Here is a 21,621-nt window from a genome sequence, read left to right on the forward strand (position 1 = left end):
GAGTCTGGATTGCTTCGTCGCTACGCTCCTCGCAATGACGGAGTATGTAGCAACTACTCCATCTCCCGCATCCGTCGCGCATAGAGCCGCCGCAACGGCTCCAGCTGCGTCGCCTCCGTCGCTGCGCGATACGACTCGCGCGCCTCGTCCTTGCGCCCCAATCTTCGCAGCAAATCCGCGCGCACCGCCGGCAAAAGCTCATAGCCACGAAGCCCGCCGCGCGCGGCGGTCGCATCGACGAGATCGAGCGCGCGCCCCGGACCGTCGACCATCGACACCGCCGCGGCGTGGTTGAGCTCGATCACCGGAGACGGACTGATGCGCAGCAACACCTCATAGAGCCCGGCGATCTGCGGCCAGTCGGTCTGCTCAAAACTCGGCGCACGCGCATGCAGCGCGGCGATCGCGGCCTGCACCGCATAGGCTTGCGGCGGGCCGGGCACGCGGAGCGCGTCGTCCACGAGACGCAGACCTTCCTCGATCTGCACGCAATTCCAGAGCGAACGATCCTGCTCTTCCAGCAGAACGACGTCGCCGGCTGCGGTCTCGCGCCCGGCGCGGCGCGCATCGTGCAGTAACATCAAGGCGAGCAGGCCTTTGATCCCGGCGCGATCCGGCATCAGCCGGTCGAGCAACCGGCCGAGCCTGATCGCTTCGACCGCGAGATCGGGCCGCATCAAATCCGTGCCCGAGGTCGCAACATAGCCTTCGGTGAAGACGAGATAGATCACGGCGAGCACGCCGTTGAGCCGCGGCGCAAGCGCGGCGTGCTCGGGCACTTCATAAGGAATGCCGGCGAGCCTGATCTTCTGCTTGGCGCGGACGAGGCGCTGCGCCATCGCATCCTCGCCGACGAGAAAGGCGCGCGCGACCTGCGCCATCGACAGCCCGCAGACGGTGCGCAGCGTCAGCGCGACCTGGACCTCGATGGCGAAGGCTGGATGGCAGCACGTGAAGATCAGCCGCAGCATATCGTCATCAAGCGTCGCCGGCGGCTCGTCGGGCGCCTGCGCGTTGAGCTCGAGCTCATGCACGAGCGCCTGTTGCTTGCCGCGGAACACGGCCTGCCGCCGGATGCGATCGATCGCCTTGTTTCGACCGACATTGACCAGCCAGGCGCGCGGATTATCGGGCACCTCGCCCGCCGACCAGCGCTCCAGCGCGACCGCGAAGGCATCCTGGAGCGCATCCTCGGCGAGATCGAAATCGCCGACGAGGCGGATCAGCGTGGCAAGCACCCGCCCCGCCTCGTCGCGAAAAATCCGAGCGATGTCGGCTGGAGAGATCACTTGTAGATCATGACCGGCCTGACCTCGATGGATCCCTCCTTGGCCCCGGGAATCCGCGCGGCCAGCCCAATGGCGGTGTCGAGATCCTTGGCCTCGACCAGATAGTAGCCGCCGAGTTGCTCGCGGGTCTCGGCGAACGGACCGTCGGTGGTCAGGGTCTTGCCATCGCGCACGCGCACGGTGGTCGCGGTCGTGGTCGGCTGAAGCCCGTCGCCGGCCTTGAAATGGCCGCTCTGGACGATCGACTGCGTATAAGTGCCGTACTCCGCCGACATCGCCTGACGGTCTGCGGGGGTCATCTTGCTCAATTCCGCTTCGCTCCGGTAGATCAGCAGTAGGTACTGCATGGCTTACTCCTGTTGTTCGGCCTGATTGCCGACATCCAGTCGAACGGGGCCAACATCAAACGACATCCTCGGGATGATTATTCGATATCAGGGAACGAGATCATTTGTAGATCATCACGGGCCTGACTTCGATCGATCCGTCCCTGGCTCCGGGAATCCGCGCCGCCATTGCTATCGCGGCGTCGAGGTCTCTCGCCTCGACGAGATAATAGCCGCCGAGTTGCTCGCGGGTTTCGGCGAACGGACCGTCGGTCGCGAGTATCTTGCCGTCGCGAACGCGAACGGTGGTCGCAGTCGAGGTCGGCTGCAGCCCGTCGCCGGCCTTGAAGTTGCCGCTCTGGACGATGGACTGGGTGTAGGCGGAATACTCCGCCAACAGCTTCTGGTAATCTGCGGGGTCCATCTTGCTCTGTTGAGCTTCGTTCCGGTAGATCAGCAGCAAATACTGCATCGCTTAACTCCTGTTGCTCGGCTGCATGCCGGCATCCAGTCGAACCGGGCCCACGCCCAACGACATGTTCAGGATAAATTATTCGCAGCCGGCGTGCGCGGCGATCTCTGCTTGACGGAACCGTCACAAATGCCCCATGCGTAGCCGGTCAGTCGGCCGGACGGCCGCTCCGGCAGGTGCCGAAAGGCCGCCGGGGAGGAAAGTCCGGGCTCCCTTGACATACGGTGCCGGATAACGTCCGGCGGGGGCAACCCCAGGGAAAGTGCCACAGAGAACGAACCGCCCGCCTTCGCCCTTTGGGCTTCGGCGAGGCAAGCCCAGGCTTGCCACGTCGTAGCAGCGCAAGCTGCGTAGACGGGTAAGGGTGAAAAGGTGCGGTAAGAGCGCACCGCGGCTCCGGCAACGGAGCCGGCATGGTAAACCCCACCGGGAGCAAAACCGAATAGGGACGGCGTAGCGGGCTGTTCGCGCAAGCGATAACGCCGCGGGGCGATGTCAGGCCCGCCGTCCGGGTAGGTTGCTCGAGGCCATGTGCAAACATGGTCCCAGAGGAATGGCCGTCACGTATCGTTCGCGCAAGCGGACGGTGCCTTACAGAACCCGGCTTACAGGCCAGCTGATATCTTGCAACGAGGGGTTCGATGCTGACCGCATCGGACCCCTCACCATTTTGGCCGCTGCCCTACGCCACGATCTCCTTCAGCGTCTGCATCAACGCCTCGGGCGCCGTCACGTTCGGCGCATGACTCGCATCGAGCTCGAAATAGCGCCAGCCCTCCTCGCTCTTCGTGCGCCTCGCGAACTGCCCGAACACGTCGCCCGGCGGAATGCGCTTGCAATAGATGTAGCTGCGCGGCATCGCCGGCTCGCCATGCTCAAGCTTGAGCCTGGTCTCGAAACATTTGATCGGCATGTTGATGCGGCGCGCATTGAGCCAGTCGAGATCGGCCTGCGGCGTATCCGGCGGCGGCGGATTCGGCGGGATGCGGTAGCCGTCGCCCGCGGCAGCCGCCTTGCGCATCGGCTCGCGCCCGCTCTCGTTGAGATCGAACAGCGACTGGCCGTCACGCGGCACGAAGGCGTCGAGATAGATCAGTTGCGTGATGCGCTCGCGCGCGCGATCGGCGACGCCGGTCGCGACCATGCCGCCATAGCTGTGGCCGAGCAGCACGATGTCGTCGAGGTCCTCGAACTTGATGACGTTGAGGATGTCCTGGATATGCGTATCCAGATCGATCGCAGGACTCGCGAGATGCGCGCGCTCGCCGAGCCCGGTGTAGGTCGGCGCCACCAGCCGGTGGCCGGCCTGCGCCATCAGCGGATGCATCTTGTTCCAGGCCCATCCGCCGGACCATGCGCCATGACAGAGCAGAAAAGTCTTCGCGCGTGCGGCCATCGGCGTTTCCATCGTTCTTGTTTGTACGATGGAGTGTAGCGGCCGCGCGCGCGATGTAAACGCTGCGGCCTCTCAGGCCGCGCGGGTGTTCGCCTTCACGAGGACCGGCGCAACCGCCTCGCGCCGCAGCTTGCCCGCCTCAAAGCCATGCATGCCGATCTGCCATTGCAGGCCGACGATGGCGCCCTTGGTCGGCTGCAGCAGCGCGAGCGAAGCGAACAGCGTCACCGGCAGCCACACGGCCAGTTGCAGCCAGACCGCCGGCGCGTAGGCCGTCTCGACCGCGAGGATCGCCGGCACGACGAGGTGACCAACCACGACCATCACCAGATAGGCCGGGAAGTCGTCGGCGCGCTGGTGAAACAGCTCCTCGCCGCAATGGTCGCAACTGTCCGCGACCTTCAGGAAACGGCCGAACATATGTCCTTCGCCGCAGTTCGGGCACTTGCCCAAGAAGCCGCGCCACATCGCCTTCGTGAGAGAGACTGAACCGGTGGCCATGACAGCACCTCTTCCTTTTCGCTGATCCATACAATAATATCTTGTATCCATACATTCAAAGGATATGGGGCTAAATTGCATGGATTGGACCCCTACAATCTCGGAGCTGAGCGGGCCGCGCTACCAGCGCATCGTCGAGGCCATGGAGGCCGACATCGCGGCGGGCCGGCTGGTGCGCGGCCAGCAGCTGCCGACGCAGCGCGCGCTGGCCAAGGCCCTCGGCATCGACCTCACCACGGTGACGCGTGCCTACACCGAGGCGCGACGCCGCGGCATCATGGAAGCCCGGGTCGGACAAGGCTCATTCGTATCCGAGACCAGCGCGCGCCGCGCGGTCGACCTGCCGCATCCGGTCGCGATCGACCTCTCGATGAACGTGCCGCCGCATCCGCTGGAAGCGCAACTCGACGAGCGCATCATTGCCGGGATGGAAGCCATCCGCGCGCAATCGGGCCTGACCGCGCATCTCAACTACCAGCCGCCCGGCGGCAGCGCGCATGAGCGCGAGGTCGCGGCGCGCTGGATACGTGCACGCGTTCCGCACGCGCACGCCGATAGGCTCGTGATCTTTCCCGGCACGCAGACGATCCTGTTCAACCTGCTCGCTCATCTCGCGCGGCCCGGCGACGTCGTGCTGACGGAAGCGCTCACCTTCCCCGGCATCAAGGCCGCCGCGGCGCGGCTCGGCGTCAGGCTCGTCGGTGTCGCCATGGATGACGGCGGCATCCTGCCCGATGCGCTGGCGAAGGCCTGTCGCGCGCACAGGCCGAAGGCCGTCTATCTCATTCCGACGCTGCACAATCCGACCACCGCGACGCTGTCCGCTGAACGGCGCAATGCCATCGCCAAGATCATCAGCGATGCCGATACGATTCTGATCGAGGACGATGCCTACGGGCTGCTCGACCGTTCGGCATCGCCGATCGCAAACCTCATTCCGGAGCGGACCTATCTTGCGACCACGCTGTCGAAATGCATCGCGCCGGCGCTGCGCGTCGCCTATCTCGTGACGCCCGACAACGCCGCGCAGCGGGACATGCGTGCCGGCTTGCAGGCCACCGTGCAGATGCCGGCGCCGCTGATGGTCGCGCTGGTGACGCATTGGATCGAGAACGGCATCGCCGATCGCATCATCACCGCCATCCGCAACGAGGCGGTCGGCCGCCAGCAGCTTGCGCAGCGCGCGCTGAAAGGCATTCAGTTCCTGGCCAAGCCCGCCGCCCATCATCTCTGGCTGCGGCTGCCGGAGGGCCGCCCCGACGTCGCCGCGCATCTGTTGCGGAACGGACTTGCAGTCGTCGCCGGCGATGCTTTCACTGTGGACGGAACACCGCCGCACGCAGCGCGCGTCTCGCTCGGCGCCGCGCGCAATCGATCGGAGCTTACGGAAGCGCTGCGCATCCTGGTCGGCGCGCTGCACAGGCCGGCCGACACGAGGCAGATCGTCTAGGCTCTTCTTATTGGTGGTGACGGCGGTGGCGCGGGCGAACGACCGGCGTCACACCAGACGGATAAGCCGCATAGGCCTCGCTCGGTGCCACTATCTCGCCACGAGCCTGGCGCGCCGCAGGCGTGAGCTGGCCGCCGTTCAGCACATCGCGGTCGGGATGGGCGGCCTGATAGGCCGCGGGTTCGGAGAACTGCGCCTGCGCCATCGTCGGCATCATGGCCGCCGCAGACAGCAGCGCGGCTGCAACGGCAATCTTCGTGCGGGTCATGGTCGCTCTCCATCGTCTCGTTCGGGGAAAGGCCAATGAGACCGCATCATGGCGTCGGGCAGGCCCCCGGATTGAAGTATGTTCATCATGTAGGCCTGCCTTTGGCGAATGCCCGCGGTTGGGGATCACGCTTGCGTGCGGTTTTGAAATTGACCTGCACGGCCGCAGCCGTGCTATGCGGGCGTTGGCGATCAACAGTTCGGGATCGTCCATTGCGACAAGGACAATCTGTTGGAAACGCTCACTTATGCGCTGCTGCTGTTCGGCGCGCTGGCCGGCGGCTTCGTCTCGGGGCTGGCCGGATTCGGGACCGCACTGATGGCGCTCGGCATCTGGCTCTACGTCCTGCCGCCCTCGCTCGCGGTGCCCCTGGTGCTGATCTGCTCGGTGATCGCGCAGACCTCGACGCTGCCGTCGATGTGGAAGAGTTTCGACCTGTCGCTGGTCCGGCCGTTCCTGATCGGGGGCCTGATCGGCGTGCCGCTCGGCACCATGCTGATCGCCTCCGCCGATCCAAAAGTGTTCAAGCTGAGCGTCGGCGTGCTGATCCTGATCTTCGACCGCTCTCTATCTCAACAAGAGGCCCCTCGCCGTGACGTTCGGTGGCCGCATTGCCGACGGCGCGATCGGCTTTGCCGGCGGCATTCTCGGCGGCCTCGCCGGATTGTCCGGGCCGCTGCCGATCCTCTGGGCCAATATCCGCGGCTGGAACAAGCACGAGCGGCGCGGCATCTTCCAGCTCTTCAATTTCACCGTGCTCGCGACCGCGCTGGTGTTGCAGACGGCATCAGGCCTCGTCGAATTCAAGGTGGTCTGGCTCGCGCTGGTCGCCTTCCCGGGCACGCTGATCGGCGCGTGGGCCGGCGCCCGCGTCTATCACGCACTCAACGACAAACATTTTGGCGACGTCGTGCTCGGCCTGTTGTTCCTGTCGGGCCTGCCCCTCGTCTGGAACAGTATTGCCGCGCTCTAGGTGCGCGTCCTCTTCGCCGCGAGCGCCATGCCGCCGGCGACGCCGACACCGAGCACGTAGATCCAGCCCGAGGTGAAATCGAACAGATGCGTGTTGAGCAGTGAGGACAGCATGTTCTGCACCACGACCAGCATGCCGATCCAGCAGGCCAGCCCCTCGCCGCGAAACATCAAGAGGTGCGCGATCCACAGCGCGTAGAGGACCAGCACGCCGACCATGCCCCACTGCACGGCATTGCTGAGGGTCTGATTGTGCGGGTTGCTGACGATCTCGCCGCGCAGCGGGTCGTCGTGCGGATTGGCGGCCACGTCGGCGAACAGACCGCGGATCGAGCCGGTGCCGTGGCCGATCAGCGGCGCGTCGGCGACGAACCCAAGGGACTTCCGCCAGTATTCGAGACGCGAGCCCATGCCGCTGATCGAATTGTTATCGGCCTCCAGGCTCCTTTCATAATCGCTCTGGAACTTGCCGACAGTCGCGCGCAGATGCGGCGAGACGGCCCAGAGCGCTACGGCGATCAACGCCGTCGCAACGCCGGCGACGAGCGCCGCCCGCCAGCGCAGATGCAGCAGTGCAAACACCACGAGCAGGACCGGCAGCGTCACCAGCGCCGTGCGCGAGACCACGACGAACATCATGTTGGCGAGGAAGCCGAGCGCCAATACGGCGAACAACGCCGCGATCCGAACGCGGCCGTGCTGGACCAGCGTCACGATCGGGTACACCAGCGCGATCGCACAGAGCGCGAATTCCTGGCTCTGGTCGATATAGTTGCGCACGGCAATCCCGCTCTCGACCTGGTAGGGCCCGCGCGACAGATAGAGCTTTAGCGAGAGCCTGGGATCGATCGCAGCAGCGAAGGAATACAGCATGAGCAGCGTGCAGGAGGCCAGGAACGCCGCAAAAACCCATTTGCCATAGGGCCAGCGCTCGAACTGGTAGATCAGCAGCGGGATCACCAGCAGTTTTGCCGGCGGCCCGAGCGCGTGCAGCCGCTCGGCCCAGGGCGCATCCGACCAGAGCGTGCCGACGAGTGCGAGGGCGAACAGCGCGATCGGCAGCAGGCAGATCGGGCGCAGCAGCGAGCGCGGGAGCTCGCGAAGGTCGATGAAAGCAAAGGCGATCAGCCAGGGCACGAGCGCAAAAGTCACGCCGGTGGTGCTCCAGGGCAGCAGCAACGCGACCAGCGCAACGAAGCGAGCCGGTGTGCGGTAGCGCGCCGCCCAGATCGCGGAGAGCCAGGACGCTCGTCCCTGCTCGTTCAACACCTCGGTCATTGCTATCCCCAGCAGATTCGCGGCCCACCCACGGCGCGGCAAACTAGCCGGAGCCGTGGGTGGGCGACAAGCGCGCGTCCGTTCGATCTGCTACGCGGGCTCGCGCATGGGAGGCACAACCGACTCGGGATCTGCCGGCTTCGCGACCTTCTCCTGTGCTGGCAGCTCAAGGCGTTTTCTGAACTCCCGGAGCAACAGCCACACGCTCAGCGCGGCCTGTAGCGTGGTCGTCGCGATCGACAAATACCAGACATGCTCCATCCGGAAGCCCGGCCACGTCGAGAGCCAGATCGACGGCAGGGAATAGGTGAGAACCCGCGTCGCCGAGGCCCACAACACCGGCTTGGTGTTGCCAAGCCCCTGAAACATGCTGGAGCAAGTAAAGATCAGGCCCTGCGCCACCATGTTGAGCGAGACGAGGCGCAGGAACAGCGACGCAACCGCCATCGTCTCCTGATCCCTGGAGAAGCCGGCAAGCAACAGACCGGGCGCGAACTGCGCGAGGATCATGAAGACAATCATCACGGCGGTCGCGATAAGCGACGACTTGACAAAGGTCTCCCGCACACGTGCTCCATTGCCGGCGCCGAAATTCTGGCCGGCGATGGGCCCTGCAGCCAGGGCAATGGCGAGCGCCGGCATCTGGATCAGCCCGAGGAGACGCGTCCCGATGCCAAACCCCGCCTGCGCCGCCGGGCCAAAAATGCTCAGCACGTAATAGCCCACGGCCATGATGATGAAGATCATCGCAAATTCCCCGCCCGCGGGCAGGCCGACATTGAGGATTCTCTTCCACTGCCGCAGCTGCGGCCGCCATTGCTCGGGGTGAAACGCGACGTAGCGCTCCAGCTTGAGGAAATAGCCGAGCAGCATCAGCACGCCGACGAAGACCGCGATCGAGCTGGCAAGGCCGGCACCGGCGACACCGAGCGCATGTCCGGTGCCCCAGCCCGTGATCAGGACCGGCGCCAGCGCGATGTTGATGACCACGGCCAGCGCCTGCACCAGCATGCTTGGCCGCACGATGCCGGTCGCCCGCAATGCGGACGCCATCACTTGCGTGGCGAATTGCAGCGCCAGCGCCGGCATGAACCAGAGCAGATAAACGGTACCGGCCTCGACCGTAGCTTCGTCGGCTGCAACCGCGCGCATGTAAGGGCGCGACAGCGCGAAGCCCGCGACCAATGTCAGGATCCCGAACAGCACCGACAGGACGACCGACTGGTTGAAGACGAGATTGGCGTCGCCGCGGTCCTTCCGCCCCACGGCGTGCGCCATCAGCGCCACCGTACCGACGCCGAGCACCTGCATCAGCGCATTGACCAGAAAGCCCGCATTGCCGGCCGCCGCGACGCCGGCGATCGCCGCCTCGCCCAGACCCGAGACGAAATACAGATCGACGAGCTGACAGATCATGATCGTGATCATTCCGACCACGATCGGAGGCGCCATGCTCAGGATGTGGCTCACGATGGAGCCGCGCGTCAGGTCCTTCATCTCATTCCATCCTTAACGGCGGGACCGCGGGACTTTCGTCCCGCTGCCGCGCGCCTCTCATTCCGCCGCTGCGATGCGCCCGAGCTCCACCACCTGGCGCTCGAACAGACCGCGATAGATGCCCCCTGGCTTGCCCGCGAGCATGGCATGGGTGCCTTGCTCGACGATCTCGCCGCGGTCGAACACCAGGATCCGATCGAGGCTGCGCACCGTCGACAGGCGGTGCGCGATCACGATCGAGGTGCGGCCCTTCATCAGCCGCTCCATCGCCTGCTGGATCAGCGCCTCCGATTCCGAATCGAGGCTCGAGGTCGCCTCGTCCAGGATCAGCACCGGCGCGTCCGCCAGGAAGGCGCGCGCCAGCGCCACGCGCTGCCGCTCGCCGCCCGACAGCTTCACGCCGCGCTCGCCAACCAGCGTGCCGTAGCCCTTCGGCAAGCGCAGGATGAAGTCGTGCGCATTCGCCAGCCGCGCCGCATGCTCGATGGCCTCCAGGCTGGCACCGGGCCGACCATAGGCGATGTTCTCCGCAAGCGTGCGGTGGAACAGGATCGGCTCCTGCTGCACGATCGCGATCTGGCTGCGCAGTGATTGCTGCGTAGCGAGCGCGATGTCCTGCCCGTCGATCAGCACGCGGCCACCAGAGACGTCGTAGAGCCGCTGCACCAGCTTGACGAAGGTCGTCTTGCCGGAGCCGGAGCGGCCGACCAGGCCGACGCGCTCGCCGGCGCGGATCGTGACCGACAGCCCGTCATACAGTGGCGCGCGATGGCCGCCATAGTGGAACGTGACGTCGTCGAACACGATCTCGCCGGCCTCGATCGCGATCGGTCGCGCACTGGCCGCATCGGCAATCCCGATCGGCTCACCATGGATCGCCACCAATTCGTCCATGTCGTTGACCGAGCGCTGGAGGTTGTTGATGTGCATGCCGACGTCACGCAGATAGGCGTGGATGACGTAATAGCTCGTCAGCACATAGGTGACGTCGCCGGGCGAGGCGTGCCCGGACATCCACAGCAGCACCGCGCCGCCGATCACGGACGCACGCAGGCATAGCAGCAGCGAGAGCTGCGCCATGGCCGTGTAGTTGTAGCGAAACCAGGTCCGCCGCACGCGCGCGCGCCAGCGGTTGATGACGCGGGCGAGCCGCGTATCCTCGCGCGCTTCGGCGCCGAAGGATTTCACCACGGCGTTGCAGGTCAGCGCGTCCGCCAGTGTGCCGCCGACCTTGGTGTCCCAGGCGTTGGAGACGCGCGCGGCCGGCGCGATGTAGCGCGTCGAGAACAGCACGGTGATGGCGACGTAGAAAAGCGCTCCCACGGCGATCACCGCACCGAGCGACGCCCAGTGCAGGCCGATCAGGACCATGGAGCCGATCAACACCAGCAGAGACGGCGCCAACGCCATCAGGATGGTGTCGTTGAGCAGGTCGAGCGCCCACATGCCGCGGGTGATCTTGCGCACCGTGGAGCCGGCAAAGGAGTTGGCGTGCCAGTCGGTCGAGAAGCGCTGGACGCGCGTGAAGGCCTCCTGGGCGACATCCGACATGATCTTGAGCGTGAACGGGACGATCGCCTGGAGACCGATCAACCTCAGCACCACGGACGCCGCGCCGAGCGCCACGATGGCGCCGAACGCGACCAGCGCCGCACGGCGCGCGTCGGGATCGGACGAACCGCGCGTCAGCGCATCGACCAGATGTCCGGAGAATACCGGCATGAACAGGTCGGCGATGGTTGCGCCCAGCAGGCCGCCGGCCACGATCAGGCCGCGTCCGGGCTGCTTCAGCCAGTGCCGGAATACGAAGGGCAGCACCACGCGTATCGCCGCAGGCTTTTTTGACAGAGCGGTCATGACGTTATCCGGCCGCTTTGGCGCGCCGGCTCCATCGATGGACGCAAACCGGCCGCGAGGGCCGAGACGGCGTCAGCTAAAGTTGGCTTTGACTTGGGAAGTTGAGCGATCGGGACCTTGTGCCCAATCGAAGCTGGCCGAAATGACCTCTAGGAGGTCGAGCACACACCGAGCCAGAACATCATCGAGCACGGGCGCGCGATCTGCGAAAGCGAAATAGTCATGCAAATCTCTCCCCGGTTCGAATGAATGAGGTGCGCTTTATAGATGTGCCGTTTGCGGTTTGCAACGGGGGTCCTGCGAATTCACGGACGAGTGTTGCAATTTGGTGCGTGGCGCCACGTCACACTCCGCTGTCATTCCCCGCGAAGGCGGGGAATCCAGTACGCCGCGGCGGCTATGGCGAGAGCGAGCTCTCCAACGAATGCCTCTGGAATACTGGATCGCCCGCCTTCGCGGGCGATGACAACCCGAGTGTGGCTGGCGTCAATGCGCGTCGCCGCCAGCGGTCATCGAGGCCGGTTTGCTCAGCAGCGTGACCAGCAGGCTGAGGCCGAGATAGAACAGCGTCAGCATGAAGAAGGCGTCGCCAAAGCTCATCACCACGGCCTGGCGGTGCACGATCTGGCTGAGCTGCTTCATCGCCATCAGCGTGGAATCGCCGAGCCCCTGGAATTTCTGCATGAACATCGTCAGGGTTTCGGTCGCGGTCGCATTGCCCCAGGTCACCCGCTCCTGAAGGCGGGTGATGTGCAGGTCGGTGCGGTTGTTGAGCACGGTGTTGATGACGGCCAGGCCGACCGCGCCGCCGAGATTGCGCATCAGGTTGAACAGGCCGGAGGCGTTCTTCACCCTGTCGGGCGCCAGCGTTCCGAGCGCGATGTTGTTGGTCGGCACCATCGCGAACATCATGCCGACGCCGCGCAGGATCTGCGGCACGAGCAGCTCGTAGAAATCGTAGTCGCGGGTGATCCAGGTCATCTGGTAGGAGCCGATCGCGAACACGATCAGCCCGAACGCGATCATGTAGCGCATGTCGACCTTCACCATCAGGCGGCCGACCAGCGGCGCGACCAGGAACATGGTGATGCCGGAGACGAACATGGTCTCGCCGATCATCAGCGCGCTGTAGCCGCGCACCTCGGCGAGATAGCGCGGATAGATGTAGGTCAGGCCGTAGAGGCCGATGCCGATGCAGAACTGCAGGACGCAACCCACGGCGAAATTGCGGTTGGAGAAGGTTCGCAAATTGACGATCGGCTCGGCCGCGGTGAAGACGCGCCAGAAGAAGGCGATCGCCGAGATCGCGCAGATCCAGGCGCAGATCGCGACGGACGTGTCCTGCATCCATTCATGCTGCGGACCTTTCCTCCAGCACATATTCCAGCGTGCCGAGGAAGCCGGCCATGAACAACAGGCCCCACCAGTCGAAGCGGTCGAGCAGCTCGAAATGCGGCTCGTCGAAATCGACCAGCGCCAGCACGCCCAAGGTGATGCCGATGCCGGGCACGACGTTGATGAAGAACAGCCAGTTCCACGACATCAGATCGGTGATGTAGCCGCCGACCGTCGGCCCGATCGTGGGAGCCAGCGTCGCGACAAGTCCAATGATCGGACCGACGATGTGGAATTTGGAGCGCGGGAACACGGTGTAGGCCGAGGCGAACACGGTCGGGATCATGCCCGCGCCGAGAAAACCTTGCAGCGCGCGCCAGAGGATCATCTCCTCGATCGTGGTGGCGAAGCCGCACAGCAGGCTCGATACGGTGAAGCCGGCCGCCGAGATCGCGAACAATAGCCGCGTGCCGAAAGCGCGCGACAAGAAGCCCGACAGCGGGATCGCGATGACTTCGGCGATCAGATAGGCGGTCTGGACCCAGGCGACCTCGCTGGAGCTTGCCGACAGGCCAGCCTGGATTTCACTCAAGGAAGCCGAGACGATCTGGATGTCCAGGATCGACATGAACATCCCGAACACCATGATGATGAAGGCGAACAGCCGCTTCGGCGCGATGCGCTCCGAAGCGGGGTCCGCCATCATGGCAGGTGAAGCGGTGGTGGCGTTGGCCATGGTCTGACCTCGCAGCGCTCGATTTGTGGCTACTGCGGGTGGATCGTGGTGGGATCGTCGAGATCGATCTCGCTGTCGGCGTCGGCCGCGCCCTTGTTGGTGTCGACGGTCGCATAGACCGACATGCCGGCGCGGAGCAGGTTCTGCTTCGCCACCGACTTCGGCACGCGGATGCGGACCGGCACGCGCTGCACGATCTTGGTGAAGTTGCCGGTGGCGTTGTCAGGCGGCAGCAGCGTGAACACCGAGCCCGCGCCCGCAGCAATGCTGTCGACGATTCCGGAGAACTTGCGCATGCCGTAGGCATCGACCTTGATCGTCACCGGCTGGCCGGGACGAATGCGCTTGAGCTGGGTTTCCTTGAAATTGGCGTCGATATAGACGTCGTCGAGCGGCACGATGTTGCCGAGACGCTGGCCGACAGCGACGAAGTCACCGGCGCTGACCAGGCGGTTCGAGAACGTGCCGTCGACCGGCGCGCGCACCGCGGTGAAGGCGAGATCGCGCTCGGCCTTGGCGAGCGAGGTCTTGAGCTCGGCGAGCTGCGCCTGCGCTTCGGCCTGCTGCGCCTTGGTGACGTCGACATTGCTGACCGCGACGTCGTAGGCGGCCTGCGCGGCCTTGACCGCGGCGGCGCCCTGGTCGCGTCCGGCTTCCGAGCTTTCGAACGTGGCGCGCGAGGCAAAGCCCTTGCTGCTCAGCGCCTGCTGGCGCTCATAATCGAGATCCGCGCGCTTGAGGCCCGCTTCAGCGGAGACGAGTTGCGCCTTGGCCTGTGCAACCTGGCTGTCGAGCGCTGCAATCTGGCGGCCGATGCGATCGATGGTGGCCTGCTGGGTCGCGATCCTGGTCGCGGCGGCATCGACCGCGATCTTGTAGTCGCCGTCATCGATGCGGAAGACGACGTCGCCCGCACGCACGATCGTGTTGTCGCCGGCGAGGATCGAAGAGATGTGGCCGGCAACGCGCGCGCCCAGCATGGTGTTGTTGGCGCGGACATAGGCGTCGTCGGTGGAGACGTAGAAGCGGCCGACCAGCGTGTAGTAGCCGGCATAGCTCGCGGCCGCGAGCGCCAGCACGAGGCCAACACCCATCAGCACGAATTTGCGCTTGCCGGACTTCGGCGCGCCGGCGGCGGCGGACGCGTCCGTCGCAGGTGCGGCCGGCTTGTCGGTCACGGGCTTCTCCGGCGCCTCAGCGGTGCGGCGCTTGGTTTCCTCGGCCACATGAGAGCGCAACTGCTCGGCAAGGGCGACGGATTTCTCGGTCGCAACTTCACTGCCGGCCTGCCCCGGCGGCGTCTCCGCTTCCTGGCGAAGGACGCGCGCAGCCTGGTCTCTCGATACGGCCATAAAGGCCTCCCCAACAAAAAAAGCGGCGACCAGGGACGGCCGTCCTGCGGCCGGTTCCCTCTCGCCCATCCCAAATATCATTGACCGAACGGTTCGGTCAACATAGATAATATTCCCAGCAGGACCCTACTGGCCCGAATCCTCTATTTGGGTTTCATGGGTCGGGCTCGATCCAGAAACCTCCCGAGACGCTGAACCAATGGTTGTAGCCGGCCGAAAACATCTCCACATCGTCCAGGAAGAGGACAGCTCCAAGCGCCGCCAGATCCTGGACGGAGCCCGCAAGGTGTTCATGGATCTCGGTTTCGACGGTGCCAGCATGGGCGAGATCGCGCGCGCCGCGCAGGTCTCCAAGGGCACGCTCTACGTCTACTTCGCCGACAAATGCGCGCTGTTCGAAGCCATCCTCGAGCAGGAGGCGCTCCAGCACGGCCAGGTCGTTTTCAATTTCGATCCCGCGCGCGACGCCGAGACCACGCTGAAGGATTTTGGCCAGGCCTATATCCATCTGCTGTGCCGGCCCGGCGGCGGTTCGGCGATCCGCACCGTGATGGCGATCGCCGAGCGCATGCCCGACGTCGGCCGCCGCTATTATCTGCGCGTGCTGGACAAGACCATCAACCGGCTCTCCGAATATCTCAAGATCCATGTCGCCTCGGGCGATCTCAAGATCGACGATTGCGATCTGGCCGCGTCACAGTTCATGGAGCTGTGCAAGGCCTCACTCTTCCTGCCCTTCGTCTTCCAGGCCGCGCCCGCGCCGTCGGAAGAGCGCATGACCGAGGTCGTCGACAGCGCGACGCGGATGTTTCTGGCGGCGTACCGGGCGAAGTAACAGCAGCGGGCCACGCGTTGCGCAGGCCGCTGCCGCGGCACTATATTGAGCACCATGTCCCGTGATCTTCGCCCGCCTGTCGATATCCTCCATTACGAGATCGTCCAGGAACAGGCCTCAGCGCTTGGACGGATGGGCAGTGCACTCGAACAGAGCCTTGCGCGCTTGCGCGAATTCGACGCCGCGTACGCGCACTCGGAGGCGCCGGCCTCAATGCAACCGGCGAGGCGCAAGCTGGTGCTGGAAGCCGGCCAGGCGCTCTGGATGTTCGTGGTGCAACGTGAGGCGTCCGGCTTGCGCGACAGCCGCCATATCATGCGGACCTACAACGTCCCGGGCGAGGTGCAGCGCTGCATGGGGCTGGTCCCCGCACCGTCGAAGCCGGCCTCGAAGTGACTGCCCGGCACCCCTGGAGCTAGGCCCCGATCTCTTCCATCTTGCGCCACCCGTGCAGGACGCGGCGCCCCTCCCGGGTGAATGCGAAGCAGTTGCCGCCGCCGGCCACCTGATCGTGAACGCGATCGATGGCATGACCGGCATAGTGGCAGAACAGCAGCGTGCCGACGGCACCGTGGCCGACGAAGAGAACATCGCCCGGGCGATGGCGGGATAGCACCGCCTCGGTCTCGCGCACGATGCGCGCCTGCGCATCGACGGCGCGCTCCCAGCCGCGGACGCTGAGATGTGGCTGCGCGAAAAACTGGTCGGCGACCTCCTCGAACTCGGCCGGTCTCAGGAAGCCTGTCGCCGAACGGTCGTTCTCATGCATGGCCTCGCGGATCTCGATCATGAGTCCGAGCCGGCCTGCGATGATCTCCGCGGTCTCGATCGCCTTGCGCTCGGCGCTCGAGACGATCTGCGTGGTGTTCGCGAGCCGGCCCGCATTCGCGAGCGCTTCGGTGCGCGTTCGACCGACCGAACTCAGGCCCCATTGCGGCACGGGCACCGTGGGATCGATTTGCACCTGCGGATGGGTGAGATAGCGGACGATGGGCATTCAGCTGACGCGATAGTAGCCCGCATGGAGCGAAGCGAAATGCGGGGACACTTTTCCCGGATTGCGCTTCGCTCCATCCGGGCTGCTGGCGAACAAATCTACTCGTCGGCGTACTCGTCCTCTTCCTGCTTGCGCGTCGTGCTCTTGCGCGTTCCGAGCGAGCCTGTGACATAGGGATCGCGCCGACCGGCGTAAGGGTTGCGCTGCTGGGCCCGGCCGGCGACCTCGTCGCCGGAGACGGCGGCGGGCTGGCAGATCAGACGGCGGCTGGCGCGGCGCATCAGATCCACATGGATATGATCGTAGTGATAGACGTTCGAACCCGGCGCGAGCACCGTGGTGAAATGCGCGCACGCGCCCGACTGCACATCGCGCAGGAACCCCTGCTCTTCCGGCATGCCGCGCCAGCCGTCCTTCACGGTGACGCGGCGGCCGTCGGCGAGCACGAAGGCGGCGATGTCGAGCGCGTTGCCGAAGGCGTGCTCGGAAATGTGGGCGTGCGAGTTGCCGTTCATGCCGCGGCAGGAATAGGCGGAGATCTGCTTGATCTCGACGACGCGGGCACCGAACCAGCGCATCGCCGATGGCTGCACGGTATCGGCGAGCCAGCGGTCGAGTTCGGACACGATCGGACAGGCGAGCGTCGCGGTCGGCTTGATCGCGACGGGGCCGACGGCGATGACGGGATTGCCCTGCGCCGGACCAAGACGCGGTAAGGGTTGCTGCGCGGGCGCCTGCGAGTACGGCGCCGGCCGCGCCGGATAGCTCGGCGCATTCATGTAGCGTGCCGCGCCCGCGGCGTCGGTGCCCTCGGGCGGCAAGTCGATCTCGTCCTCTTGCTGTGCCACGCCGGGCGCATTCAGCGACATCGGGGCGGGCGCGTTGCCATAGCCGGAGGGCTGGCGCACCGCGCTCTCGGGATAGTTCGACCGCTGCGGATAGGAGGATGACGGATAGTTCTGGCTCTGCGGAGCGTTCGATCGCGGCTGCGTCACCGGCCACCGCGGCTGGCTGCCGACATTCCCCGGCGGACGCAGTTCCTCGTCGGCAAAGCCATAGCTGCCCGAGGCTTCGCCGATGGCGGCGACCTTCAACGGGAACTCAGCGCCGCACATGCCGGGGCCCGAGATCGGGTCGATGCGGACGAGATCCGGCCCCTCTTTCACCGCGCCCGATTTCAGGCATGCGGCTTCGGCCTCGGCCCGCCACGGTTCGCGTTCGGCCTGGAAAAAGCCGCGTCCGCAACCCGCAAGCGAAACAAGGACGATGGAGCCGACGAGATACAAACGAACTCCGCGCGTCATGCACGCACGTTCGGTGAATTTACTTAAAGACTCTTCAACACGTTGATTTCAGTGTTCTTTAACCATACCGGCGCGCACGCGCGTACGCCGCGCGGCAGCAGCGGAAGCAAGGCTGACTTTTTCGGAGAGAGACTCTCTGTTAACCATGATGCGCTCGCACGGGGGACAGCAGCGGGAGCGACCTTATGACGTTCGCCGGGAGACTGAGCGTTATCACCGCGTACCTCGCCATGGCCTTTGTCGGCGCCATCGTGCTCGGCATGATCTAGAGACATCACCGACCGCATCACGGGCTTGCCCGGCGGCGCCGGATCATCCGGCCGCCGGGCCTATTGCCGTGCTCAGAAATTCGAGCAGGACGATCCCGTGACGCCGCCGATCTTGAAGTCGTGACAGACGAGACCGGGATTGTCAGGATCGGGATAGCCGTCGTCCTTCTCGCGAACGGTATGACTGAAGCGCCAGCCCCGCGTGCGCATGCAGCGCTTGTATTGCGCCGATGTCGTCGTGCCGTTCTGCGGCGCACCGAGTTGCGCATCGCAGAACCCGCTGTCGACATGCAGCGCATCGTCGCCGCGCTGCTGCTTCAGCATGTTGTTCCAGATGTCGGTGTCGGCGTGGGCCGGGATCGCGCTGCCGATCAGCAGCGCGGCGACGAGGCCGAGACGTTTCATGTTGGCTCTCCTTGCATGCGTCGTCAGCCATCGGTCGCGTGCAAGCGAGAAGCAGGTTCGGTGCGGGGCGATTACAAATTGGACAGGGCAAGCTGCCACCCTCCCCTGGAGGGGGAGGGTCGATCGCGCGCAGCGCGAGCGGGGTGGGGTGATCTCTCCACTCGGGCACTGTTTCAGTGGGGGAGACTGTCACCTATCGAGAAGGCGTAGGAACCGGCTTGGGCTGAAGACGCCATCGCCGCCAAAGCGATCAATGTGCCAAGCGATGTCGCAAGCCGCTTCATCGGCGCCTCCCTCTGTGTCGCCACGAGGTTACGCGGGCTGACTTGCCGCTGAATGTGCGCTGCCTCACCCAGCTGGCGCGGTCCGTTGTGACGTCCATCACAGAAGTCGGGACAGGCCCGGCATAGGGTCGAACCACGCTTCATCCACCGGCGACACCAATTCAGACCGGCACAATTTTCGGAGGTTGTCATGAACAAGCTCACCATCGCCGCCACCGCGCTCTTCCTCGCTTCGACCGCCGCGGCGCATGCCGGCAATTCGATTGCGTTCCAGATCGAAGGCCAGCACATCCGCATCGAGACGCCGCGCAACTGCGCCTCGCTCGATTGCGTGACGATCGTCGCACCGGGCCTGTCGGACAAGCCGATCAAGCTGAACAACATCAACCTCAAGGGTCTCGGCGGCTCCAAGGACGACGACGACACCACGCCTGCTCCGTCCACGACGACCGCGCAGCCGGCGCCGGCTCCGGTGCAGCAGCAGCCCGCGCAACAGGCGCCGGTGCAGGCGACCGTGCCGGCCGCGCCTGCCGTCGCCGCCCCCGCGGCTCCCGCCACGACGGTAGCTGCCGCTCCGGCCGCCGGCTACGACAACACCGCGCCCGTCGCAGCTCCCGTTGCCGCGCCTGTGCCGGTCGCGATTGCTCCCGCGCCCGCTCCGGTGGCCGCCAATACGCCGATCGGCGTCTGGACGACCGAAGAGAACAAGGGCAATGTCCGCGTCGAACAGTGTGGCGCCAATCTCTGCGGTTATGCCGTGAAGTCCAACGACCGCATCCTGATCAACATGAAGCCCGACGGCGCGAAGTGGAGCGGCCGCATCCACGATCCCGACTCCGGCCGCAACTACGACTCCACGATCGCGATGAAGGGCCCGAATGCGATGCGCGTGCAGGGCTGCGCCTTCGGCGGCATGTTCTGCGGGGGCCAGACCTGGAAGCGCGTGAGCTGACATCAACGATGTCATCCTCGACAGGTGTACAATGATCGTCATGCCCGGGCTTGTCCCGGGCATCCACGTTCTCGGTAGCGCGCGTTAAGACGTGGATGGCCGGGACAAGCCCGGCCATGACGCAGTAGAGAGGGCCGAGCTCATGCGCTCGTATCGCAGGTCGTTCGAACATTCGCCCCGTCCACGCGACACATGTTCATCCGCCATTCAGCTAACCCCGGCTGATATCGGCCGATCTCGCCTCGCGTTCTCACCGGGACTTCCTCGTGACATCAATGGTGGCTTGGCGCCGCTTCCTCTTCGCGCTTCCGTTGCTGGCGTTGCCGCTGGCCGGCGCGAGCGTGGCGCTCGCATCCGATGCAATCGAGCTTGCACAGGCCCAGCCCCAAGCGCAGCCAAATCCCGCCCCGTCCCCAACGCCGTCGGCTTCACCTGCGCCCGCCACGGACACGCAACCTGCCGCCGTCGAGCCGATCGGCAACGTCGCGACCGTGACGGGGATCGCGACCGTGGTCCGCGACAAGAACTCGTATCCGCTGCGCGTGCGCGACGACATCTATCTCAACGACGTCGTGCAGACCTCGTCGAACTCCTCGCTCGGCATCACCTTCAACGACGCCACCACGTTCAACCTCTCCGCCAGCGCGAAGATCACCATCGACAATTACGTCTATGAGGACGGCGGCAAGCAAAATTCGGCGATCTTCGACATCGGCAAGGGCACCGTTGCCTTCGTTGCGGCGGCGGTAGCGAAGACCGGCGACATGAAGATCGCAACGCCGACCGCAACGCTCGGCATTCGCGGCACCACCGGCGTCGTCGACGTTCCCGAAGGCGCGGCGGCCAGTGCTGCGAACAACGTCAACATCAAGCTCTATCCCGACGCCGACGGCCGGGTCGGCCACATCGAGGTCAACGACCGCACCAGCGGCACGCGACTCGGCGCGCTGACGCAGGCTGCAAGCGGTTTTGCGATCCGCCCGGGCGCCGGCAGCACAGGCGGCATGCGCTTTGCCGCCGTGCCGATCACGATTGCCCCGCAGCAGATCGCGCGTGACCGCGGCTTCGTCAGCCAGGTGCATCTGGCGCAGACCACGGGCCGGCAGATCGTCACCGAGCAGCGCGACTTCCGCCGCGCCAATCCGGCCGCGATCAGCCGCATTCCGCGGCCGACCCAGCCGCCGCAGCAGCAGCAATTGCGGCCGACGACAGCGCCCGGTCAGCAGCCACAGCGGCCGAACGGCCAGCCCGGCCAGAACAACCGTCCAGGCCAGCAGCAGCCGGGCACGCCGGGCCGCCAGGGCGCCCAGCCGCCGCAGCGGCAAGGACAAGGCGGCGCCGTGCAGCCGGGCGCGCCACGCGCGGGCCAGGGTCAGCAGCAGCGAGGCCAGCAACGACAGGGTCAGCAGCAACCAGGTCAGCAGCAAGGAGCGGGACAGCCGGCAGGTGCACCGCGTACTGGACAAGGCACACAGCCCGGCGGCGCTCTGCAAACGCAGCCACAGCGGAACGGACAGAGCCCGGCGCAGCCCGGCGGAATCGTGCCGTCGCAGCCGGGCACGGCGCCGCAGCCGCAAACGCCGCGCACCGGCATGCAGCCGGGCCAGCCGCCCGCGGCTCAGCAGCCAGGCGGCATCCAGCGCCCGGGCGGCTTCCAGCAGCGCCTCCCCGCCGCGCAACGTCCCGCAGCACCGCGCAGACCGGCGCCCGCTCCGAAGGAGAAGAAAGAGCGGCGGTGAACGGTGCCTCCCCTCACCCTGAGGAGCTTGCGAAGCAAGCATCTCGAAGGGCGAGGCCACAGTCGGGCCACATGGTTCGAGACGCGCGCGATGCGCGCTCCTCACCA

18 protein-coding genes, 1 other RNA gene and 2 pseudogenes are annotated in these 21,621 nt (G+C 65.7%); 7 read left to right on the forward strand and 14 right to left on the reverse strand.

Annotated features, from left to right (window positions below; translation table 11 throughout):
• Positions 1–53 precede the first annotated feature (53 nt).
• From QJT78_RS17990 to QJT78_RS18000, 3 genes are all read right to left on the reverse strand, one after another.
• Entirely contained in the window at positions 54–1,286 is a 1,233-nt protein-coding gene (locus QJT78_RS17990) for an RNA polymerase sigma factor (RefSeq protein WP_028152582.1), read from the reverse strand.
• Positions 1,286–1,636 carry a YciI family protein gene (locus tag QJT78_RS17995; protein WP_011089353.1) on the reverse strand — a complete coding sequence of 117 codons (351 nt, stop codon included), beginning with the start codon at positions 1,634–1,636 and terminating at the stop codon, positions 1,286–1,288. Before QJT78_RS17995 ends, QJT78_RS17990 begins: the two co-directional genes overlap by 1 nt.
• Before the next feature lie 100 nt (positions 1,637–1,736).
• Entirely contained in the window at positions 1,737–2,087 is a 351-nt protein-coding gene (locus QJT78_RS18000; RefSeq protein ID WP_027544654.1) for a YciI family protein, read from the reverse strand.
• 148 nt (positions 2,088–2,235) lie between these two features.
• Here QJT78_RS18000 and rnpB point away from each other — a divergent pair.
• An RNA gene (gene rnpB, locus QJT78_RS18005) (RNase P RNA component class A) lies at positions 2,236–2,711 on the forward strand.
• Between the two features lie 58 nt (positions 2,712–2,769).
• Here rnpB and QJT78_RS18010 read toward each other — a convergent pair.
• Together QJT78_RS18010 and QJT78_RS18015 are read right to left on the reverse strand one after the other, a co-directional pair.
• Positions 2,770–3,483: an alpha/beta hydrolase gene (locus QJT78_RS18010; protein ID WP_028152581.1), complete on the reverse strand. Its 714-nt coding sequence runs from the start codon at positions 3,481–3,483 to the stop codon at positions 2,770–2,772.
• Between the two features lie 72 nt (positions 3,484–3,555).
• Entirely contained in the window at positions 3,556–4,014 is a 459-nt protein-coding gene (locus tag QJT78_RS18015) for a DUF983 domain-containing protein (protein WP_080584009.1), read from the reverse strand.
• 49 nt (positions 4,015–4,063) lie between these two features.
• On the opposite strand from QJT78_RS18015, the gene QJT78_RS18020 reads away from it, so the two are divergent.
• Positions 4,064–5,434: a PLP-dependent aminotransferase family protein gene (locus tag QJT78_RS18020; RefSeq protein ID WP_028152580.1), complete on the forward strand. Its 1,371-nt coding sequence runs from the start codon at positions 4,064–4,066 to the stop codon at positions 5,432–5,434.
• A 7-nt stretch (positions 5,435–5,441) separates the two neighbouring features.
• On the opposite strand, the gene QJT78_RS18025 is transcribed toward QJT78_RS18020, so the two are convergent.
• A complete protein-coding gene (locus tag QJT78_RS18025; RefSeq protein WP_028152579.1) occupies positions 5,442–5,702 on the reverse strand; it encodes a hypothetical protein in 261 nt (86 codons plus the stop codon).
• 231 nt (positions 5,703–5,933) lie between these two features.
• Here QJT78_RS18025 and QJT78_RS18030 point away from each other — a divergent pair.
• Positions 5,934–6,675, forward strand: a pseudogene (locus QJT78_RS18030) (sulfite exporter TauE/SafE family protein).
• On the opposite strand, the gene QJT78_RS18035 reads toward QJT78_RS18030, so the two are convergent.
• The 5 genes and pseudogenes from QJT78_RS18035 to QJT78_RS18055 form a co-directional block, all read right to left on the reverse strand.
• Entirely contained in the window at positions 6,672–7,952 is a 1,281-nt protein-coding gene (locus QJT78_RS18035; RefSeq protein WP_028152577.1) for an O-antigen ligase family protein, read from the reverse strand. The pseudogene QJT78_RS18030 and the gene QJT78_RS18035 sit on opposite strands and share 4 nt — an antisense overlap.
• 90 nt (positions 7,953–8,042) lie before the next feature.
• The gene (locus tag QJT78_RS18040; protein WP_038942432.1) at positions 8,043–9,449 is read right to left on the reverse strand and encodes an MATE family efflux transporter; all 1,407 of its coding nucleotides are present in this window, start codon (positions 9,447–9,449) and stop codon (positions 8,043–8,045) included.
• A 57-nt stretch (positions 9,450–9,506) separates the two neighbouring features.
• On the reverse strand, positions 9,507–11,306 hold the full coding sequence (locus tag QJT78_RS18045; protein WP_028152575.1) for an ABC transporter ATP-binding protein: 1,800 nt from the start codon (positions 11,304–11,306) through the stop codon (positions 9,507–9,509).
• A 486-nt stretch (positions 11,307–11,792) separates the two neighbouring features.
• A pseudogene (locus QJT78_RS18050) lies at positions 11,793–13,377 on the reverse strand (DHA2 family efflux MFS transporter permease subunit).
• 29 nt (positions 13,378–13,406) lie between these two features.
• Complete coding sequence (locus QJT78_RS18055; protein ID WP_028152573.1) at positions 13,407–14,729, reverse strand: HlyD family secretion protein; 1,323 nt, start codon at positions 14,727–14,729, stop codon at positions 13,407–13,409.
• 199 nt (positions 14,730–14,928) lie between these two features.
• Between QJT78_RS18055 and QJT78_RS18060 the strand changes: the two genes are divergently transcribed.
• Together QJT78_RS18060 and QJT78_RS18065 are read left to right on the forward strand one after the other, a co-directional pair.
• Positions 14,929–15,564, forward strand: coding sequence for a TetR/AcrR family transcriptional regulator (locus QJT78_RS18060; RefSeq protein ID WP_281460271.1), 636 nt, complete (start codon positions 14,929–14,931; stop codon positions 15,562–15,564).
• Positions 15,565–15,618: 54 nt separating this feature from the next.
• A complete protein-coding gene (locus tag QJT78_RS18065; protein WP_028152571.1) occupies positions 15,619–15,960 on the forward strand; it encodes a DUF6665 family protein in 342 nt (113 codons plus the stop codon).
• A 19-nt stretch (positions 15,961–15,979) separates the two neighbouring features.
• Here QJT78_RS18065 and QJT78_RS18070 read toward each other — a convergent pair whose 3' ends face one another.
• The 3 genes from QJT78_RS18070 to QJT78_RS18080 form a co-directional block, all read right to left on the reverse strand.
• A complete protein-coding gene (locus QJT78_RS18070; RefSeq protein ID WP_028152570.1) occupies positions 15,980–16,561 on the reverse strand; it encodes a histidine phosphatase family protein in 582 nt (193 codons plus the stop codon).
• A gap of 98 nt (positions 16,562–16,659) precedes the next feature.
• Complete coding sequence (locus tag QJT78_RS18075; RefSeq protein WP_028152569.1) at positions 16,660–17,865, reverse strand: extensin family protein; 1,206 nt, start codon at positions 17,863–17,865, stop codon at positions 16,660–16,662.
• 341 nt (positions 17,866–18,206) lie between these two features.
• Entirely contained in the window at positions 18,207–18,539 is a 333-nt protein-coding gene (locus tag QJT78_RS18080) for a hypothetical protein (RefSeq protein ID WP_028153183.1), read from the reverse strand.
• A gap of 474 nt (positions 18,540–19,013) precedes the next feature.
• Here QJT78_RS18080 and QJT78_RS18085 point away from each other — a divergent pair, with 474 nt between their 5' ends.
• Both QJT78_RS18085 and QJT78_RS18090 read left to right on the forward strand, forming a co-directional pair.
• Entirely contained in the window at positions 19,014–19,775 is a 762-nt protein-coding gene (locus QJT78_RS18085; RefSeq protein ID WP_028153182.1) for a DUF2147 domain-containing protein, read from the forward strand.
• A 275-nt stretch (positions 19,776–20,050) separates the two neighbouring features.
• A complete protein-coding gene (locus QJT78_RS18090) occupies positions 20,051–21,514 on the forward strand; it encodes a FecR domain-containing protein (protein WP_038953283.1) in 1,464 nt (487 codons plus the stop codon).
• Positions 21,515–21,621 lie beyond the last annotated feature (107 nt).

This window comes from Bradyrhizobium sp. Mp27 (assembly GCF_029953005.1).
In the GTDB taxonomy this organism is placed as follows: domain Bacteria; phylum Pseudomonadota; class Alphaproteobacteria; order Rhizobiales; family Xanthobacteraceae; genus Bradyrhizobium; species Bradyrhizobium barranii.